Source organism: Halarchaeum nitratireducens (genome assembly GCF_017874695.1).
Taxonomy (GTDB): Archaea; Halobacteriota; Halobacteria; order Halobacteriales; family Halobacteriaceae; genus Halarchaeum; species Halarchaeum nitratireducens.
Genome location: NZ_JAGIKY010000001.1, coordinates 91,315 through 110,213, shown reverse-complemented (window position 1 = coordinate 110,213; position 18,899 = coordinate 91,315). Strand labels below are relative to the sequence as shown.

At 68.0% G+C, this 18,899-nt stretch carries 13 protein-coding genes; 11 read left to right on the top strand and 2 right to left on the bottom strand.

Going from position 1 to position 18,899, the window contains the following annotated elements; all coding sequences use genetic code 11:
- Nucleotides 1-70: 70 nt before the first annotated feature.
- Both J2754_RS00520 and J2754_RS00515 read left to right on the top strand, forming a co-directional pair.
- Nucleotides 71-1,180: an AI-2E family transporter gene (locus tag J2754_RS00520; protein WP_188877233.1), complete on the top strand. Its 1,110-nt coding sequence runs from the start codon at nucleotides 71-73 to the stop codon at nucleotides 1,178-1,180.
- 171 nt (nucleotides 1,181-1,351) lie between these two features.
- The gene (locus J2754_RS00515; RefSeq protein WP_211086384.1) at nucleotides 1,352-1,960 is read left to right on the top strand and encodes a DUF2238 domain-containing protein; all 609 of its coding nucleotides are present in this window, start codon (nucleotides 1,352-1,354) and stop codon (nucleotides 1,958-1,960) included.
- Nucleotides 1,961-2,013: 53 nt separating this feature from the next.
- Here the strand turns inward: J2754_RS00515 and J2754_RS00510 are convergent, their stop codons facing one another.
- Both J2754_RS00510 and J2754_RS15995 read right to left on the bottom strand, forming a co-directional pair.
- Nucleotides 2,014-4,530: an efflux RND transporter permease subunit gene (locus tag J2754_RS00510; protein WP_211086383.1), complete on the bottom strand. Its 2,517-nt coding sequence runs from the start codon at nucleotides 4,528-4,530 to the stop codon at nucleotides 2,014-2,016.
- A gap of 3 nt (nucleotides 4,531-4,533) precedes the next feature.
- Nucleotides 4,534-6,174, bottom strand: coding sequence for a COG1361 S-layer family protein (locus tag J2754_RS15995; RefSeq protein WP_245332826.1), 1,641 nt, complete (start codon nucleotides 6,172-6,174; stop codon nucleotides 4,534-4,536).
- Nucleotides 6,175-7,449: 1,275 nt separating this feature from the next.
- On the opposite strand from J2754_RS15995, the gene J2754_RS00500 reads away from it, so the two are divergent.
- From J2754_RS00500 to J2754_RS00460, 9 genes are all read left to right on the top strand, one after another.
- The gene (locus tag J2754_RS00500; protein WP_188877236.1) at nucleotides 7,450-8,334 is read left to right on the top strand and encodes a ParA family protein; all 885 of its coding nucleotides are present in this window, start codon (nucleotides 7,450-7,452) and stop codon (nucleotides 8,332-8,334) included.
- The gene (locus J2754_RS00495; protein WP_211086382.1) at nucleotides 8,331-8,765 is read left to right on the top strand and encodes a DUF7970 domain-containing protein; all 435 of its coding nucleotides are present in this window, start codon (nucleotides 8,331-8,333) and stop codon (nucleotides 8,763-8,765) included. Before J2754_RS00500 ends, J2754_RS00495 begins: the two co-directional genes overlap by 4 nt.
- A gap of 106 nt (nucleotides 8,766-8,871) precedes the next feature.
- On the top strand, nucleotides 8,872-9,489 hold the full coding sequence (gene rdfA, locus J2754_RS00490; RefSeq protein ID WP_188877240.1) for a rod-determining factor RdfA: 618 nt from the start codon (nucleotides 8,872-8,874) through the stop codon (nucleotides 9,487-9,489).
- Between the two features lie 43 nt (nucleotides 9,490-9,532).
- Nucleotides 9,533-11,497 carry an archaea-specific SMC-related protein gene (locus tag J2754_RS00485; RefSeq protein ID WP_188877241.1) on the top strand — a complete coding sequence of 655 codons (1,965 nt, stop codon included), beginning with the start codon at nucleotides 9,533-9,535 and terminating at the stop codon, nucleotides 11,495-11,497.
- A 473-nt stretch (nucleotides 11,498-11,970) separates the two neighbouring features.
- Nucleotides 11,971-12,558 (top strand): helix-turn-helix domain-containing protein, encoded by a 588-nt coding sequence (locus J2754_RS00480; RefSeq protein WP_188877242.1) that lies wholly within the window; start codon nucleotides 11,971-11,973, stop codon nucleotides 12,556-12,558.
- Nucleotides 12,559-12,700: 142 nt separating this feature from the next.
- A complete protein-coding gene (locus J2754_RS00475) occupies nucleotides 12,701-13,918 on the top strand; it encodes an FAD-dependent monooxygenase (RefSeq protein ID WP_211086381.1) in 1,218 nt (405 codons plus the stop codon).
- Between the two features lie 106 nt (nucleotides 13,919-14,024).
- Nucleotides 14,025-17,123: an FAD-binding and (Fe-S)-binding domain-containing protein gene (locus J2754_RS00470; RefSeq protein ID WP_211086380.1), complete on the top strand. Its 3,099-nt coding sequence runs from the start codon at nucleotides 14,025-14,027 to the stop codon at nucleotides 17,121-17,123.
- Between the two features lie 134 nt (nucleotides 17,124-17,257).
- Nucleotides 17,258-18,592: a phenylacetate--CoA ligase family protein gene (locus J2754_RS00465; RefSeq protein WP_245332825.1), complete on the top strand. Its 1,335-nt coding sequence runs from the start codon at nucleotides 17,258-17,260 to the stop codon at nucleotides 18,590-18,592.
- Nucleotides 18,585-18,842 (top strand): hypothetical protein, encoded by a 258-nt coding sequence (locus tag J2754_RS00460; RefSeq protein WP_188877246.1) that lies wholly within the window; start codon nucleotides 18,585-18,587, stop codon nucleotides 18,840-18,842. The genes J2754_RS00465 and J2754_RS00460 overlap by 8 nt, the downstream gene beginning before the upstream one ends.
- The last annotated feature ends 57 nt before the right edge of the window (nucleotides 18,843-18,899 follow it).

Sequence of the window (18,899 nt, the reverse complement as noted above, 5' to 3'; positions counted from 1 at the left end):
GACGCCGTCGCGGCGGCCGACGGGCACGCTAGGCCCCACGCTTTACTACGCGCGCACGAGACGGGCGTGCATGAACGAGAAGCGACTCGTGGTCGCCTGTTTCGGCGTCCTCGTCGCCGCCGCCCTGGCCTTCCTCGCGTACCGGTTCATCGCGCCGCTGACCGTTTCGGTCTTCCTCTACTACTCGACGCGGCGCTACCACAAATCGCTCAAACGCCTCCACCTCCCCTCTCGGGCGCGCGCGGCGATCGTCCTCGCGTCGCTGGCCGTCCCGCTCGTCCTGCTGATCGGCTACGCGGTCGTCCTCCTCGTCGTCGACGCCCGCTCGTTCATCATGGAGTACGCCCTCCTCGACGTCGCCGCGGCGCGCCTCCCGTGGTTCGAGGGGATCGGCACCCTCCCGCCGCTCACCATCGACGGCCTCTACACCGCCTACCAGTCCGGCCAGCTCAGCCCGTTCATCACCTTCGCGACCGACCACGCGGCCTTCCTCACGGGACTCCTCTCGGAGTTGTTCCTCGATCTGTTCGTCATCATCATCGTCACCTACTACCTGCTCATCGACGGCGGACGCCTCCGCGAGTGGCTGTTGCGCTTCGACGACGACGCCATCGTCCGGGACTACCTGGAGGCGACGGACGTCGAACTCGAAGCCGTCCTCTTCGGGAACCTCCTGAACGTCATCGCGGTGGCGCTCATCGCCATCGCGTCGTTCACCCTCTACAACTTCGTCGCGCCCGAGGCCGTCGAGGTGCCGTATCCGGCGCTCGCCGGCGCGCTCACCGGCCTGGCGAGCCTCGTTCCCGTCGTGGGGATGAAGCTCGTCTACCTCCCGCTCGCGGCGATCACCGCGATCCCGGTCGCGCTCACGGGCCGGACCGACCTGCTCGTCTACGTCGTCGGCTTCCTCGTCGTCGCCGTCGTCGTCGTGGACACGATCCCCGACATCGTGCTCCGCCCGATCCTCAGCGGCGAGAACACGCACGTCGGGCTCTTGATGCTCGCGTACACCCTCGGACCGGTCGTCCTCGGGTTCTACGGGCTCTTCCTCGCACCGATCCTGCTCGTCGTCGGGCTGACGTTCGCCGACACCGCCCTCCCGCGGCTCCTCGGCGTCGACCCGATCGACGCCGACGACGACTCGCTCTCCGACTCGCAGCGCCGCCTCGACGACTTCTGAGGCGAACGACGGGCCGGGGGACGCTCGGGCGGCGCGGGCGACGAGGGGGGGCGGTTTACAGTGCGTCCAGGTAGTATGTGTAGGCAGTATATTTGGTCAGTAATACCACTCAATCGGTCCGACGGGCGTCGACCCGCGGAGTTAATACCGTAGCGCGCGAGGCGATCGGTGATGACTGTGGATCCGTCGACGCGCGCCGGGCGCGCGACCGACCGTGCGCTCCGCCTCGGCCTCCTCGCGGTCGCCGTCGCCGGGCTCCGGCGGCGCGACCCGGGCGCGTTCGTCAACGCGCTCGTCGGGTTCGCGGCGACGTTCCTCCCCGACGTGCTCGAGCGGCGGACGGTGCTCAGCGTCCGCCCGCGACACCGCGTCTGGGTCTCCGCGGCCTCCCTCCTCCACGCGATCGGGATGCTCGGTCCCTACGACGAGACGTGGTGGTGGGATCACCTCACGCACCTCTGCTCCGCCTCGCTTGTCGGCACGGCCGCGCACCTGTTCGCGCGACGGCGCGGCCACGACACGACCCGGACCGTGCTCGCGGCCACGCTCGGCCTCGGCGTGCTCTGGGAGGCGATGGAGTACGCCGTCCACCGGACCGCCCGCCGGTTCGGCCTCGAACCGCTCCTCGTCACGTACGGACCGCGCGACACCGCCCTCGACCTCGTCTTCGACGCGCTCGGCGGCCTCTGCGTCGTCGCGTTCGGCGATCGGCTCCTGGGCGATCGGCTCCTCGAGGACGTCGTCGAGGACGAGAAGGGCACAGCCGCGAGGGGGGACTGAGCGGCGAAGCGGGTCGGACGCCGACGGTGGCGGTCCCAGTCCGTCGCGCGCCGTCACCCCGACGCCGGTGCGTCTCCCGACGCGTCGCCCCCCGTGATCCGGGCGTCGCCGCGGTCGACGTACCGCGCCCAGACGACGATGACCGGCGGGAGCACGATCAGCGACGCGAGGTACGAGTAGAGGATCGAGAGTCCCGTGAGGAGGCCGAACTGGCCGAGCACGGGCGTGATGGCGATGGCGAGAACGCCGATGCCGGTGACGGTCGTCAGCATGCTCCCGGTCAGCGCGCCGCCGGTCCCACGGACGGTCCGCGTGAGCGCGTCGAAGACGTCCGCCGACTCGTCGTACTCCTCCGCGAAGCGGTGAACGAGGTGGGCGGAGTAGTCGATACCCAAGCCGATCCCGATGGAGAGGATCGTCCCCGTCAGGACGTTGAACGGGATGTCGAGGGAGCGCATCGTCGCCGCGATGCCGACGACGGTCACGGCGATCGGGACGAGGTTGACGATCCCGAGCGACGGACGCCCTTGAAGGAGGCCGTAGATCAGGACGAGGAACGCGGCCGTCCCGAGCAGGGCGAACACCAGACTGATGAACGCCGACTGGGCGATGACGTCCGAGACGGCCTTCAGCACGACGACGTTACCGGTCGCGGTTGCCTCGAAGCGGAAGCGGTCGGCGACGGCCTGCGTGTCGTCCGTGACGGCGGCCTGTGAGGCGTCGGCCTCGACCGCGTACTCGACGCGCGCCGCCGTGTAGTCGTCGGTGATGTAGTCGAGCGCCCGCTCGCGCGCGGGCGAGTCGAGCAGCGCGTCGTAGACCGTCTTCAGGTCGTCGTCGGGGATCCCGTTCGCGTTCCGGTCGTTGCGCGCGACCAGTCGCGCGAACGAGTCGTCCCGCTCCGCGTACGCGCGGATGACGGTGATGATGCTCGTCTCACGGGCGTGGCCGCCGTCGACGACGAAGCTGTCCGGTGGCCCGTCGCCGGCCTTCCACATCGACTCCAGCGCGCCGTCGTTCGTCAGTGATCCCTCGACGTAGACCGTCGTGAGGTCCTCCTCACCCGTCTGGAAGCGCTCTTCGAGGAAGTTCGTCGTCTCCGTCACCGTGTAGTCGCGGGGCTGGAGGGCTTCGGGGAAGTACTCCAAGTAATCGGGGTTGTCCTCGGGCGGGAGGAAGGACTCCTGCGTGAAGCGGCTGTCGACGCCGGAGCCGTACGCGCCGAGCCAGGCGGTGCTGACGAGCAGGACGGCGAGGAAGAGCCTCGGGGCGATCCGGGCGATCCGGACGCCGACGGGGAGGAGCGTGCCGAGGAGCGACTCCTCGGAACCGAGCGGTCGCGAGCCGAATCGGGGGACGCCGACGCGCTCGCGGAGGCCATCGGCGGACACCTTCGCGGCCGGGAGGAAGACCCCGAAGATGCAGAAGGTGAAGACGATCCCGACGGCGGCGACGAGCCCGAAGTCGCGGATCGGGCCGAGTTGGCTGCTCGCGTTCGCGGCGAAGCCGATGACGGTCGTCCCGGTGACGATGACGAACGCGAGGAGCAACTGATCGGTCGCCGTCCGCATCGAGTCGCGCACGCCGAACCCCTGGGCGCGCTCCTCGCGGTAGCGGTTGATCGCGTGGATGCCGAAGTCGATGCCGACGGCGAGGAGGAGCGGCGGGACGGCGATCAGCATCTGCGAGAACGCGATCCCGGCGTGCCCCATGAACCCGAACGTCCAGAGGATCGCCATGGCCAGCGAGACGATACCGAGCCCGAGGTCGATCGGATCGCGGTACGCGAACACGAGGAAGAAGAGGATGAGCACGACCGCCGCGGGGACGACGAGGGCGAGCGAGTCCCCGATCACCGCGGCGAACTCCTCGGAGAGGATGCCGCTCCCGAACACCGTGATGTCGCCGCCGACGGAGTCGACGATGAACACCGCGTGCTGTTGGATGTCGGTGAGAGGGCTGGAGCCGCTCGTCCCCGCGCCGTCCCCGGTCTCGGCGGAGAGGGAGTGCGTGACGGTCCCGACGGTCGCCGACGCGGAGGCGGAGCGGGCGTTGAAGTCCGTGCTGAGGCTCGCGGCGAACCCCGGGCTCGCCGCGGCCGCCGCGGCGACCGCGGCGTCGATCTCGCTCGGCGTCGCCCGCTCGACGGCGTCGATCTGTTCGTCGAGCGTCGTCGCGGAGGGGTCGAGCGTCCGAGCGACCGTCCGGGCGGCGCTCGTCGTGGCGGCGACCTGCATGTCGGGGTTCGACCGGAGGCGTTCCTGCGCGCGGAGCATCCGCAGGAGGGAGGGCTTCGAGAGGACGTTCGTTTCCGACTGGATCAGCTGCGTCGTTCCCGTGTCCGGCTCGAACGTCACGCGCTCGAAGTTGGCGTTGACGTCGGAGAGGGCCTCCTGTGCGGGGACGTCCTCGGTGAACTGACTGGTGCCCGAGGAGGTGTCGGAGCCGCCGAGGCCGAGGGCGAAGACGCCCGAGACGAGCAGGAAGACGACGATGACGGTCCGCGGTCGGTCCACGATCCAGTGGTCGACGGCGTCGATGTAGCGCTGAGCGTCGATCTGGAGATCCATCGATCACTCCCGTCGACGCCGCCAGAGGACGAACGCGGCGATGGCCACGACGAGCACGACGCCGCCGATCGGGGCGATCGGGGGGCCGCCGCTGGACGACTGGACGACGGTGACGGGGACCGTGTACGTCTGCGAGACCTCGGTGTCGCCGTCCGGCAGTTCGTACTGGAAGTCGAACGAGACGGGATAGCGTTTTTCGAGCGCGCTCCCGCCGGCGCTCAGGGCGATGGTGAACTCGTCGGTCTCACCGGGCGCGAGCGACGGGACGATGCCCTCGTCGTCGTCGCTTCCGAGCGGGTCCCGAACGAACGCCTTCGCCTCGACGTTCGTCAGCGGTTCGTCGCCGTTGTTCGTCACGCGGACGGTGAGCGCGCGCGATCCGCCCGCTCGGACCGTGTCGTTGGCGACCGTGACGACGAAGCGGTCCCGCTGGGCACCGATCTCCGCGTTCGTCGTCAGGCCGTCGCTCCGCTCCACGTCGCCGCGCTCGGTGCGGTATTCGACGGTGAGGTTGAACTGCTGGACGCTCGCGCTGGCGGCGTCGCTGACGGCGACGGCGTACGCCACGGGCGCACGCTCGCCGGGCGCGAGGTCACCGATCGCGTACTCGGGGGAGTCGACCTGAACGTTCGGATTACCGGACGCGAACCGAACGACCGGATCGCGGACGGGGTTGGGGCCGGTGTTGACCACGGTGCCCCGGAGCGTGCCGTCTTCGCCGACGCGCAGCGACGCCGAGACGTTCCGGAGGGCGAAGCGCTGCTCGTCGCGCGGGTCGACGCCGACGTTCAGCGTCTCCGAGGTGCGCGCGATCCCGTTGTGGTCGGTGTAATCGACCGAGAGGTCGACGGTGTACTCGCGGAGCGCGGCGTCGTCCGCGAGCCCGACCACGTAGTCGATCGTCCGGCGCTCGCCGGGCTCCCACGCGCCGAGCTGGGCGGTCGAGCTCGCCGACCCGGAGCCGAAGGTCAGTTCGTCGCTCCGCGAGGTCGCCGTCGCGCTCGCCTCGCTCGCCGCGCGGTTCCCGACGTTCTCGACCGTCACGGAGAGCGACCCCGTGGAGCCGATCTGCGCGCTCGTCGAGCGGTTCACGACCGCGAACCGGGCCTGATCGCGGACCCGGATCGTGACGTACTGGGTCTCCTCGCGCTCGAAGTCGCGGTACTCGGCGCCGTACGTGTCGTAGCTCACGCCGCGCGTGTACGCGTAGGAGAGCGTGATCGGGACGCGATACGTGCCGGGTTCGGCGTCGTCCGAGACGGTGATACCGATCGGGTCGACGGGCGACGTCCCGGTCGGGACGTTCCCGACGCCGACGGTACCGGTGTTCACCTCGACGGGCGCCGACCCGGCCCGGACGTCGACGGTGAGCCCGCGGGCCGTCGTCACGCGCTGTTCGTACTGGGAGGGACCGCCCTGGTCGACGTCGCCGCGATTCGAGATGCCGAGGCGGAGTTCGGCCTCGGTGCCGGGTTCGAACTCCTTCGTGTTCGTGAAGACATCGAGTTCGGGTTGGCCGATGACTTGCCCGGAGTTCCCCGCCTGTTGTGCACCGACGGGTGCGACTCCGACGACACTCGACCCGAGGAGGAGACAGACCAGGAACGCGCCGAGGAGGCCGGTTCGGGGAGCGCGACCCGTCATTAGGCCACCGCAGACCGACGGTCAACGTCGTCCGTGATCGTCGCTGGCGGGGACTGTGCGTTCATGAGATACGTACACAGGGATCGAGAAGTCGTATGTACTTTGTGGTGACGGAGCCGCCGGCCGGCGACGGTCGGAGCGTCGCGTCGCAGGGACGCCGCGTCGACGCCGAGGAGCCCGGGCGCGACAAAAGAAACGGGGCGGACGGGGGTCTCGATGGAGACGTCGGATGCCGAACGAGTTCGTCGAGTGTCGTCCGATCCGGACGCGTGGATGTCGGCCGGGCCGGCGAGCGGGTGTGGCGGACATCGCGGTCGAACGTTCGAGGGAGCGGTCTCCCCACTCGATGCGAGACCGCACCGCCTCGACGGCCGCCGCGAAGTCGGCGTCGGCGCGCTCGCAGGATTAGGGGAGTCCGACGGTGACGTCGGCCGAAGGGATTCTAAATTAGACGGTACCTAGTCATTCGAAGTGTATAGGGTCGGGGAGTCGCCGTAGTTCCGGCATCGTCCCTGATTTTTCAACCGACTGAACTTCTGTATTGTTCACGCGTACCGATATCGTTTCCCAATCACTAGGTACGTTTGTGCCACCGGTAAGTCGGGTGACAGAGTCGCACGTCGATCCACCGGTCGACTCATCAGATACGGATTTCCCGCTGAGGTCGGCACTGACCTCGAATCGCAGGACGTACTCGTTTCCGCTTGAATCGATCACTTCTGGTTCGACATCCTCTAATGAACTACACAAGCGGACGTCGAACGTGAGGTCTGCTGACTCTCCGTCACTGACGATATGAACCCACCCGCTAGGAGACGACGCATCGTCACGTGGAAAAGACGCATTCGAACTCTTGGCGTAGACAAGTGCGGTCGTTTCGGTATCCCTCTCTTGCTCCTGCGGGTCCGCCGTGTATCGACTGAGAGGTGCGGTTAGCCCTTGACACCCGGAGAGAACACTGACGCCTGTGGTAGAAACGAGAGCGAGCGTCTCGCGGCGGGAAAGTGGAGGGCTCATTAGGGTGCCATCGGGACTAGTACGGTATAATCGTTCGGTCGATTACGGAGTCTCGCGTGAGAAGGTATCTGTCACGCCTTCACGCAGTGTGTACTGGATTGCTAGCCCCGAATGCGAACGGATGGATCCGGGGCACCTGCTTGCAGTCGAGCATAGATATCGTTTCATACGGTTTATCGACTGTAGTTGGTAATACTGGACAGTATTACCAGCAGGGTTGGCGAAAAATACTTGCCCCGCCGCGGTGAGTGAAGGAGCATGGCGACGATCGCATACACGATCTGGAGCGAGGCGGGCGGGGTGGGGAAGACCACCTTCACCGTCACGCTCGCGGCCGCGCACGCCCGTCACGGGCAGCGCGTGCTCGTCGTGGATCTCGACCCGCAGGACGGCGGGGCGACCCACCACTTCGGCGCGACCGAGGATCGGGCGAATCCCGAGGCGGACAACCTCGTCCGACACATGATCGAGCGGCCGAAGGGCGACTTCGACGACCTCGTGACGACGGTCGCGGACGGGATCGACCTCGTGCCGAGTCACAACATGTTGGAGTCGCTCGAACGCAACCTCCTGCGCGCACAGCGGATGGAGGAGGACATGGGCGAAGAATTCGTCCCCGAGCGTCAGCTCCGGCGCGTCCTGGAGGAGAACGACGTACCCGCGGAGTACGACGTCATCCTGATCGACCCGCCGGCGACGGGCGGCCAGCACGTCTACAACGCGGTGTACGCGGCGTCGAATCTCCTGATTCCGCTGGAGCTCTCGGCGAAGGGCCGCGAGTCGGTGGAGGGGATGCGCGACACCGTCGAGGGGATCGAGTCGGAGCTCAACGACGTGGAGATCGGCGTCCTCGCCGTCGTCCCGAACCGCGTCTCGAACACGAAGAAGCAGGCGGAGTACGAAGCCGACCTCGAAGCGCAGGAGTTCCCGGTCGCGCCAGTGGAGATCCGCGAGCGCCGCGCGATGCTGGAGGGCGCGTGGGACGAGCAGGTGACCCCGTACGCGTTCGCCACGGGACGCGACCGGGTCCGCGACCGAGAGCTCGAAACGCTCGAACAGTTCGACGCGCTCGCGCGGTACGTCTCCGAGCAGTTCGGCGTGGAGATCGACGCGGACGACGTCCCGACGGAGGAGCGAGTATGAAACCCGGCGCCAGCGATCCGTTCGCCGACGACGAGGAGGCCGAGTCCGCCGCGGAGGCGGAAGCGGCCGAACAGGAGACGGCCGAGAGCGAGACCGTCGACGCCCCGACGAACGCGGAGGCGGCGACGAGCGGCTCGGCGGACGCCGACGGGAACGACGCGTCGACCGGGAGCGGGAACGAGGGGACCGACACGTCCGAGTTCCCGTACATCTACCGTCGGGACAAGGTGAAAGACGAGCGACCGGACGTCCATCAGCTGTTCGTCCGCGACGAGACGGACACGTTGGCGCGCGACGCGGAGCGCGACCTCGAGAAACTCCTCGGCGAGGACGTCTATCGACTCGACGCGCGCGAGGCGATCTACCTCGCGGGGATGCGCCATCTCGACGAAGCCGCGGACGTCCTTCGAGAGTGGGGATACGACCGGTAGACACGCCGAGACGGGCGGCTGACGCGTCCGTTATCACTTACACGTATAGGTTTGTAAACCGATGACCGATGCTACTATATACGATCTCAGCTTATGCGAGGTATAGATGAGTTCGGACGAACGGTCCTGTGACTGTAAGGTCGGGCGCGTCGCGGACGCGTACGGGCTCGACGACATCGACGGCGAGCTCGCGTCGCTGTGGCGCGGCGAGGACGGGGAGTCGTACAGCCTCCGGGATCTCAAGCAGTACTTCAATCGGCGCGTGCTGGAGGCGGCGCTACGCGCGGCGAACGTCGAGGTGCTTGACGGCGAACTGGAGAACACGTATCGGCTCCTGACGGACGACGACGTGAGCGCGGGGATGCGGACGCAAGCGATCGGCCGACTCGAACGCGACGGCGTCGACGTCGAGGCGGTGCGGCGGGATTTCGTCTCTCACCAATCGATCCACACGCACCTCCGCGAGTGTCTGGACGTCGAGAAGAACCCCGAGCCGGCGGATCGCGTCGCTTCGACGCGGAACACGGTCGGATCGCTGGAGACGCGTACGGAGAAGATCGCCGCGAACAACCTCGAACGACTCGCGGGCGAGGAGGTGGCGATCGACGGCTTCGACGTCATCGTGACGACGCACGTGACCTGCGACGAGTGCGGGCGGCGCCACGAGTTCGGCGACCTCCTCGAAGCGGGCGGCTGTGACTGCCGCCTCGACTCGACCGCCTGAGTCTGCAGTACATATAAGTCGGCGGGCGTCGTACCACGGTGGTATGCAGACGAGCCGAGAGACGGGCACGGGTGTCGACGTGCGCGTGTCCAACATCGGCGGTATCGAAGAGACCGCAGTCAGCCTCACACCCGGCGTGAACGTCCTCGTCGGACGGAACGCGACGAACCGGACGTCGTTCCTGCAGTCGCTCATGGCCGTCGCGGGCAGCGAGCGCGCCACGCTCAAGGGCGACAGCGAGGAGGGACGCGTCGAGGCCGATCTCGACGGAGAGACGTTCACGCGCGTGCTGACGCGGCGCGGGGACGGCGTCGACTTCTCCGGCGATCCGATCGTCGACGACGCCGAGGTGGCGGACCTGTTCGCCTTCCTGTTGGAGGACAACGAGGCGCGACGCGCGGTGGCGACGCAGGGCGACCTGCGCGAGCTCGTGATGCGGCCGGTCGACACCGAGGCGATCAACGATCGGATCGACGAACTGGTCGCGGAGCGCGATCGGATCGACGACGAAATCGAGAACGCGGAGGCCGCGGGACGGCGGATCCCCGACTTGGAGGAGCGCCGCGTGGAGCTGCTCGACGAGATCGAGGCGAAACGCGAGGCCCTCGAAGAGAAGCAAGCGGAGATCGACGACGCGGACGCCGACGTCGACGAGTCCCGCGAGGAGCGCGACGAATTGGAAGACGCGCTCGACGACCTCAACGATCGCCGAGCGGAGCTGGACCGGATCGCCTCCCGGCTGGAGAACGAGCGATCCAGCCTCTCGTCGGTGCGGTCGGAGCGCGAGGACGTCGCCGCGACGCTCGAGGAGTTAGAGAGCGTCTCGGAGGAGCGCGCGGACTACCTCGACGAACAGGTGTCGTCGCTTCGCGATCGAAAGCGCGAGCTCGACTCGACGATCACGCAGCTCCAGAGCCTCATCCAGTTCAACGAGGAGATGTTGGAGGGCGAGCACACCGAGGTGCTCCAGTTGCTCGCCGACGACGAGGGCGGAGACGGGTCGAACGCGGTGACGGACGCGCTCCTCGCCGGCGCGGAGAGCGCGGCGGGGCGCTGTTGGACGTGCGGTTCTGAGGTGTCGATGGAAGAGATCGAGGAGACGCTGGACACGCTCCGCGAGCTCGCTCGGGAGAAGCGACAGGAGCGATCGTCGGTGACGACCGAACTCGAGGAGGTCCAGTCGGAACGCAACGAGATCGAGACGCGCGTCGAGCGCCGCGAGGACCTCGAGGCGCGCCTCGAAGAGCTCGGCGAGGAGATCGAGACCCGCGAGGCCAACGTCGAGCGACTCACCGAAAGCCGCGAGGAGGCGGCCGACGCCGTCGAGGACTTGGAGGAGACGGTCGAGGAGCTGGAGGCGGGCCGACACAGCGCCGTGCTCGACCTCCACCGGGAGGCGAACGAACTCCAGTTCGAGTTGAACGACCTGCAGGACGACTTGGAGGACATCGAGTCCGAGATCGCGTCGCTCGAAGCCGAGGTCGATCGGAAGTCGGAGCTGACGGAGAAACGCGAGTCGATCGCGGACGAGCTCGCGGAGCTGCGGACGCGGATCGAGCGACTGGAGGCGGAGGCCGTCGAATCGTTCAACGAGCACATGGAGACGGTGCTCGACGTGCTCGACTACGGGAACGTCTCGCGGGTCTGGATCGAGCGCGCCACCGAGCAGGTCCGCGAGGGGCGCCGCAAGGTCGAGCGGACGGCCTTCCGGCTCCACGTGATCCGGACGGGGGCGGACGGCACGGCGTACGAGGACACGGTCGAGCACCTCTCGGAGTCCGAACGCGAGGTCATCGGGCTCGTCTTCGGACTGGCGGGCTACCTCGTCCACGAGGTGTACGAGGAGTGTCCGTTCATGCTCTTGGACTCGCTGGAGGCCATCGATTCGAGTCGGATCGCGGCGCTCGTCGACTACTTCCACGAGTACGCACCGTACATCGCCGTCGCGCTCCTGCCGGAGGACGCGCAGGCGCTCGACGACGACTACCGGCGCGTGACCGAGATCTGAGGGGGCGCGCCGTTCGACCGCGGATCGGTCGGATTCGAGTCGAGGGGGAGTAGGGAGCCAGGTGGTTCGGTATTCTAGTAATACTGCTCAGAATTACCGAGTGTACTTTCCGTACAGATATTCTGATCAACACTGCCAGATGGGGGTTCCATTCAGGATTGTTGGACGTGTTGTCTGAGTAGACAGAGTGTACAGCCGGTGCGGACGGTTCGCATGAGCCGCCGGGCGGTTCGAACGGTGTCGTCGGTGTCGTCGGAGGGACGAGCCAAGGGGCGAACGACCGAGGAACGGCTGTGCGTGAAAAGGGAGATCGGGATCGTCCCGCGGCGGGGTGATCGGTGAGTCGCGGCCCGGCGAGCGCGGCTCCGCGATACCGTCGACCGCAGCGCGGCGAGGCGACGACGGCGACGCACGGTCCGGGAGGGCGGAAAACAGCACGAACGTTTTCGTGAAGCGGGGGCGAAAGAGCCGCCATGAGCAGTTCGAACGGCGATCTCGACATCTCACCGCGCGACGTGGTCATCATGAAGGTGCGAGTCGAGTATCCGACGGTCTCGACGCGCGAGCTCAGCGATATCCTGAAAAACGAGTACGGGATCGAGCTCTCGCACAACCGCATCAACGAGATCCTCCGCGAGCTCTCCGAGTCGGGCGCGTTCCGCGAGACGATCTTCCCGAACCAGGAGATGTTCCGCCACTACCTCTTCCGGATCGCGTTTCACTACCCGAACTTCGCGGAGGGGTGGGAGTCGTGCTACTGGGACCTCCGGGAGGACCCGCACGTGCTCATGTTCTTCAACGCCGACAGCCGGTATCACTGGCACCTCGTCACGCAGTTCCGCAGCGACGAACAGATGGGACGGTGGGTGCACGAGTTCTTCAAGGAGCACGGCGACTTCCTCGAGGACTTCCACAACACGATGCTCCGGAACGTCCACAAGTTCCAGACGGACGCGGCCATCTTCGACGACATCCTCGTGGAGACGCCGGAGGGGCGCGCGTACCTCGAAGAGCATTACGGGGAGATCGACACGGCCACCGATACGGAGGGCACCGACTAGCGGGATCGAGTACGGACCCCCCTGACGGCTCATCGTCTGTCGTAAGAGAAATGGCGTATTTTCTCGTTCGTCGGTCATTGGATAGCCGGTCGTAGGTGGATGCGTAAACACCAAGTGGACCGAAATAGATTGATCAGGAAAGATGAGTGAGGACCAAGTCATCGTCGCGGGCGCGGGGCCGACCGGGATGGTCGCGGCGCTCGGTCTGCAGGCGCGGGGTATCCCCGTCGAGTTGTACGAGGCGGACCCAGAGGACCGCGATCGACCGGGGAGTCGCGCCATCTTCGTCCACGGTGCGACGCTGCGGACGTTGGACGCCCTCCATCCGGACCTCGGCTCGGACCTCGCCGAGCGAGGGATGGTCTGGCCGACCCGACGGACGCTGTTCCGCGGCGAGGAGGTCTTCTCGCGCACGTACGACGACCCACTCGACGCGGATGACGGGCTCCCGCCGTTCACCAGCCTCCCGCAGGTGTGGACGGAGGACGTCCTGCTCGACACGCTCGACGACGTCGGGATCGACATTCACTGGAACACGCCCGTGGAGACCGTCGAATCGCGCCCGGACGGCGTCACGGTCGACACGGGGGACGGCGAGACGCACGAGGCGTCGTACGTCGTGGGTGCGGACGGCGCGGGCTCGACCGTCCGCAAGGAGATCGGGGCGGACTTCGCGGGCGATCAGTCGGAGAACTACTTCATCATCGCGGACATCGAGGAGGTCCCGGACGATCCGCGCCCGCCCGAGCGCGTCTTCCACTACGACGCGCCCGAGCTCGGCGGTCGCAACCTCCTGATCGTCCCGTTCCAGGGCGGCTGGCGCGTCGACATCCAGTGTAAGCCGGACGACGACCCGGACCGGATCACGAGCGACGCGGTCATCTCGGAGTACGCGGCGCGCGCGCTCGGCGAGCGGTACCGCGACCGCGTGGAGTGGGTGTCGGCCTACCAGTTCAAACAGGTCAACGCCGACGCGTACGCCGACGAGCACGCTCGCGTGCTGCTCGCGGGCGAGGCTGCCCACCTCTTCGCGCCGTTCGGGGCGCGCGGGATGAACTCGGGGATCGCGGACGCGGACGCGGTCGCCTCGGCCATCGCGGGCGCGCTCGCCGCGGACGTCGACGCGGTCGCGCGCGCGGAGATCGAGAAGTGCGCCGAGCGCCGCCGGCGCGCCGGCGAGTGGAACAAGGACGCGGCGGCACAAGCGCTCGAATACCTCCAGGGCGAGCGCGTCGTGACGAAGGCGAAAAAGCGCCTCGCGGCGGCGCTCGCGGACTACTACGAGCCCGCGGGCGAGTGGCTCGACGACGCGCCCTACGGGCCACACGGGAGCCCGCCGGTCTCCATCGGCCAGTACTGATCACCGGGAGTCGCGGGCGCGCGACGAGCACGGACCGAGCCGGACCGGTCCCCGTCTCCCGACGGTGTACTTTGATAACGCTAGCGACCACTCTCACGATAACACCATGACGACGCGACAGACGGACGCCGCGCCGCCGGATCCGGCGACGGCATCGGACGCCGACTACGATTACGCGGGCGAGGACGTCGAGCGGCCCGATCTGCTCGACGCGCTCGACCGGCGCGCCGACGGCGAGGTGCGCTTCGATTCGTACTCGCGCGAACTGTACGCGACGGACGCGAGCCCGTACGAGGTGACGCCGATCGGCGTCGTCTTCCCGCGGAACACGGCGGACGTCGCGGCGGTGGTGGAGTACTGCGCGGCCGAGGACGTCCCAGTGCTCCCGCGGGGCGGCGGGACGAGCCTCGCGGGCCAGACGGTGAACGAGGCGGTCGTCCTCGACTTCACGCGCCACATGGACGGCGCGGCGGACGCCGACCCGGAGGCCCGGACGGTGCGCGTCCAGCCCGGCATCACGCTCGCGCGGCTGAACGACGGGCTCTCGGTTTACGACCTGAAGTTCGCGCCCGATCCCGCGGCGGGCGACCGGAGCGTCATCGGCGGCGCGATCGGGAACAACTCGACGGGGTCGCACTCGCTGAAGTACGGCAAGACGGACGCGTACGTCGAGGAGGTCGAGGCAGTCCTCGCGGACGGGAGCGTGACGCGCTTCGGTGAGGTGTCGATCGGCGAGATCCGCGAGCGCGCGGACGCCGAGGGCGACATCGAGGGGCGCATCCACGCGGCCGTCCTCGACGTGCTCGAAACCGAGCGCGCGGAGATCGACGCGCGCTATCCCGAGTTGAAGCGCAACGTCTCCGGCTACAACTTCGACATGCTCGTCGACGAGGCCTACGAGGGAGCGCGGGCCGCGGCGGACGCGGACGCGGGTGCGGATGCGGCCGACGAGGGGGACGCGCTTCCCGACGACGCGACGGTGAACCTCGCGCGCCTGCTCGCGGGGTCGGAGGGGACGCTCGCGATCGTCACGGAAGCGACCGTCTCACTCGAACCCATCCCGGAGACGAAGGCCGTCGCGCTCCTCACCTACGACGAGCTGACGGCGGCGGTCGAGGACGTCACGGAGGTGCTCGAACACGACCCGGCGGCCGTGGAGTTCATCGACGACACGCTGATCGATCTCGCGGGCGACACCTCGGAGTTCCACGACGTCGTCGAGATGCTTCCGGAGGGGACGCGGGCGGCGCTCCTCGTCGAGTTCTACGCCGAGAGCGACGACGAGGGGCGCGAGAAGGTGGACGCGCTCGTCGCCGACCGCGTCGGGACGGCGGCGATGGACGCGATCGAGGCGCACGGGGAGGACGAACGCGGGCGCGTGTGGAAGCTCCGGAAGGCAGGCAACCCGATCCTGCTCTCGCGGACGACGGACGAGAAGCACCTCTCGTTCATCGAGGACTGCGCGGTGCCCGCGGACGTGCTCCCGGAGTACGTCGCGGGCTTCCGGGAGATCCTCGCGGACCACGACACCTTCGGGGCGTTCTACGGCCACGCGGGGCCGGGCGTCCTGCACATCCGTCCGTTGATCACGACGAAGACGGAGGAGGGGCTCGCGGCGTACGAGAGCATCGCGGACGAGGTGACGGACCTCGTCGTCGAACTGGGCGGAAGCGTCTCCGGCGAGCACGGTGACGGGCGCGCGCGCACCCAGTGGAACGAGAAGCTCTACGGGCGCGAGCTCTGGGAGACGTTCCGGGAGCTCAAGACGGCGTACGATCCCGACTGGCTGCTCAATCCGGGACAGGTCTGTGGCTACGACCCGGACGAGACCCTGCCCGAGGGCGTCCCCGAGCGCGCGCGACGCGTCTCGATGACGGAAGACCTGCGCTACGACCCCGACTACGAGTTCGACGCGGACTTCGAACCCGAGCTCGTCTGGGAGAACGACAACGGCTTCGAGGGGATGGTCGAGCTCTGTCACGGCTGTGGCGGCTGTCGGACCGACCAGGACACCGCCGGGGGCGTGATGTGCCCGACGTACCGCGCGAGCGACGAGGAGATTCAGGCGACTCGCGGCCGCGCGAACCTCCTTCGGCAGGCGATGAGCGGCGACCTCCCCGACGAGCAGTTCGACGTCGAGTTCATGCACGAGGTGATGGACCTCTGCATCGGCTGTAAGGGCTGTTCGAACGACTGTCCGAGCGAGGTCGACATGGCGAAGATGAAGGCCGAGGTGACCCACGAGTACCACCAACGCGAGGGCGCGAGCCTGCGCGATCGGATCTTCGCCAACGTGGACACGCTCTCGAAGCTCGGGTCGATGGCCGCACCGCTCTCGAACCTCGCCGCGAAGATCCCGGGCTCCCGCGCGCTCCTCGAACGGACGCTCGGCATCACGTCGGAGCGTAGCCTCCCGTCCTTCCGCGCGCAGACGCTGCACGACTGGTTCGAGGCGCGCGGCGGCTCGCGGGTGTCGAAAGCGGAGGCCGACCGGCGCGTCGTCTTCTTCGTCGACACCTACACGAACTACAGCCACCCCGAGGTGGGGAAGGCGACCGTGGAGGTGCTGGAGGCGGCGGGCGTCCACGTCGACCTCGCGGAGCGGACGGACAGCGGCCGGCCCGCCCACTCGAAGGGCTTCCTCGACAAGTCGCGCGCGACGGCGTCGGAGAACGTCGCGGAGCTCCACCCGCGCGTCGAGGACGGGTGGGACGTCGTCCTCGTCGAGCCCTCGGACGCCGTGATGGTCCAGCACGACTACCGCGACCTGCTCTCGGGCGAGCGCGTCGAGGCCGTCGCGGAGAACACCTACGGCGTGATGGAGTACCTTGACACGCACCGACTGATCGACGGCCTCGACACCCGCGAGACGACGGAGACGTTGACCTATCACGGTCACTGCCACCAGAAGTCGGTGAAGAAGGACCACCACGCGGTCGGGGCGCTCCGGCGGGCGGGCTACGAGGTGGACCCGCTCGATTCGGGCTGTTGTGGAATGGCGGGATCCTTCGGCTACGAGGCCGAGCACACCTCGATGAGCGACGCGATCGGGGAGGTCCTCTTCGAGCAGGTCGCGGAGAGCGACGGTGACCGCGTCGTCGCGCCCGGCGCGTCCTGTCGCACCCAGCTCGGGGACCGCGACGAGGACGCCGAGCGTCCCCCGACGCCGATCGAGATGCTGGCGACCGCGGTCCGCACCGCGTAACGTCCAGAACATCGATTCCCGGCTCGCGTAATTCGTTCGCGCGACGTTGCCGAACGGTCACAAACATTATTGTTCGTGGTAGTCTCCGTCGAGGTATCGATGGGACGAGACACGGACGCGGCGGGGCGACATCGATGAGTCGGATGTGGAACCCGATGCTGGAGACGATGGACCGCGCGGACCTGCGGGCGCTTCAGGTCGATCGGTTCCGCGAGCAGGTCCGATACGCCTACGATCACTCGCCGTTCTACCGGCGGAAACTCGACGCGGCAGGGATCGACCCGGACGGCATCCAGACGTTCGAGGACGTGCGGGCGGTGCCGACGACGAAGAAGGGCGAACTGCGCGAGGCGCAGGGCGGCGAGCCCTTCCCGTACGGCGACCTGCTCGCGGCGTCTCCCGAGGGGGTGACGGAGTATCACCAGACGTCGGGGACGACGGGCGAGCCCGTTCGACAGGCCGACTCGTGGAGCGACTGGGAGTGGTGGGGTGACTGTTGGGCGACCGTGCTCTGGGCGCAGGGCATCCGCCCCGACGATCGGGTCTTCTTTCCCTTCTCGTACAACGTCTTCGTCGCCTTCTGGGCGGCGCACTACGCCTGCGAGCGCATCGGCGCCGAGGTCGTGCCGGGCGGGAACCTCTCCTCCGCACAGCGCGTGCGCAAGATGCGCGAGATCGACGTGACGGCGTTCGCCAGCACGCCGACGTACGCGCTTCGGCTGGCGGAGGTCACCCGCGAGGAGGGGTTCGAGCCGACGGACTTCGCGGTCGACACCGTCGTCTGTGCGGGCGAACCCGGCGCGAGCGTGCCGGGGACGAAAGCGCGCATCGAGGAGGCGTGGGGCGCCGACGTCTACGACCACGCGGGCGCGACAGAAGCGGGCGCGTGGGGGTTCTCCTGTGATGGCGAGAGCGTCGGCCTCCACCTCAACGAGGCCCAGTTCCTGATCGAGGTGCTCGACGAGGACGGGGAGCCCGTCGATCCCGGCGAGACGGGCGAAATCGTCATCACGCCGTTGAACCGAACCGCCCAGCCGTACATCCGCTTCGAGCTGCGCGACGAAATCGGACTGCGCGAGGGCGCGGCCGTCTGCGACTGCGGGCGGACGTTCCGGTTCGCCGAAGGCGGCGTCCTCGGGCGGCTCGACGACCTGACGAAGGTCAACGGCGTCCTGCTCGCGCCGACCGCCATCGAGGACGCCGTCCGCTCCTACGACGGCGTCTCCGACGAGTACGAGGTGATCATCGACGACCACGAGGAGAAGCCGGACCTCGACGTCGTGACCGTCGTCGCCGAGGAGAACCCGGAGACGGACGTCTCGGCCGACGAGGCGAGCGAGGAGCTACGGAAGACGCTCAAACAGACGACGAGCATCACCTGTCGGATCGACGTCGTGCCGTACGAGTCGCTGGAGCGACCCGAGCTGAAGGCCGATCGGCTGGACGACCGACGTGAGAACCATGTCTGAGGACGCACCCGACGATCTGGACGAACTGCGGGCGCTCGTCGCCGACCTCGACGCGTCGGCGGCGGCGCTCCGGGCGTACGGCGAGGCGAACGACGTCCCCGCGATCGAGCGCGGGGCGAAGCGCGTGCAGGGGACGCTCGACTCCGTGAAGCAGAACGTCCCCGGCGCGCTCGTGCGGGACGGAGCCGGTGGGGACGACGACGCCGATCCGAACGGCGAGTCGGGTGAGGGGCATGAACCGGGGCGGTAAAGGCCGAGAGGAGAGGAGAGGAGAGGAGAGGAGAGGAGAGGAGAGGAGAGGAGAGGG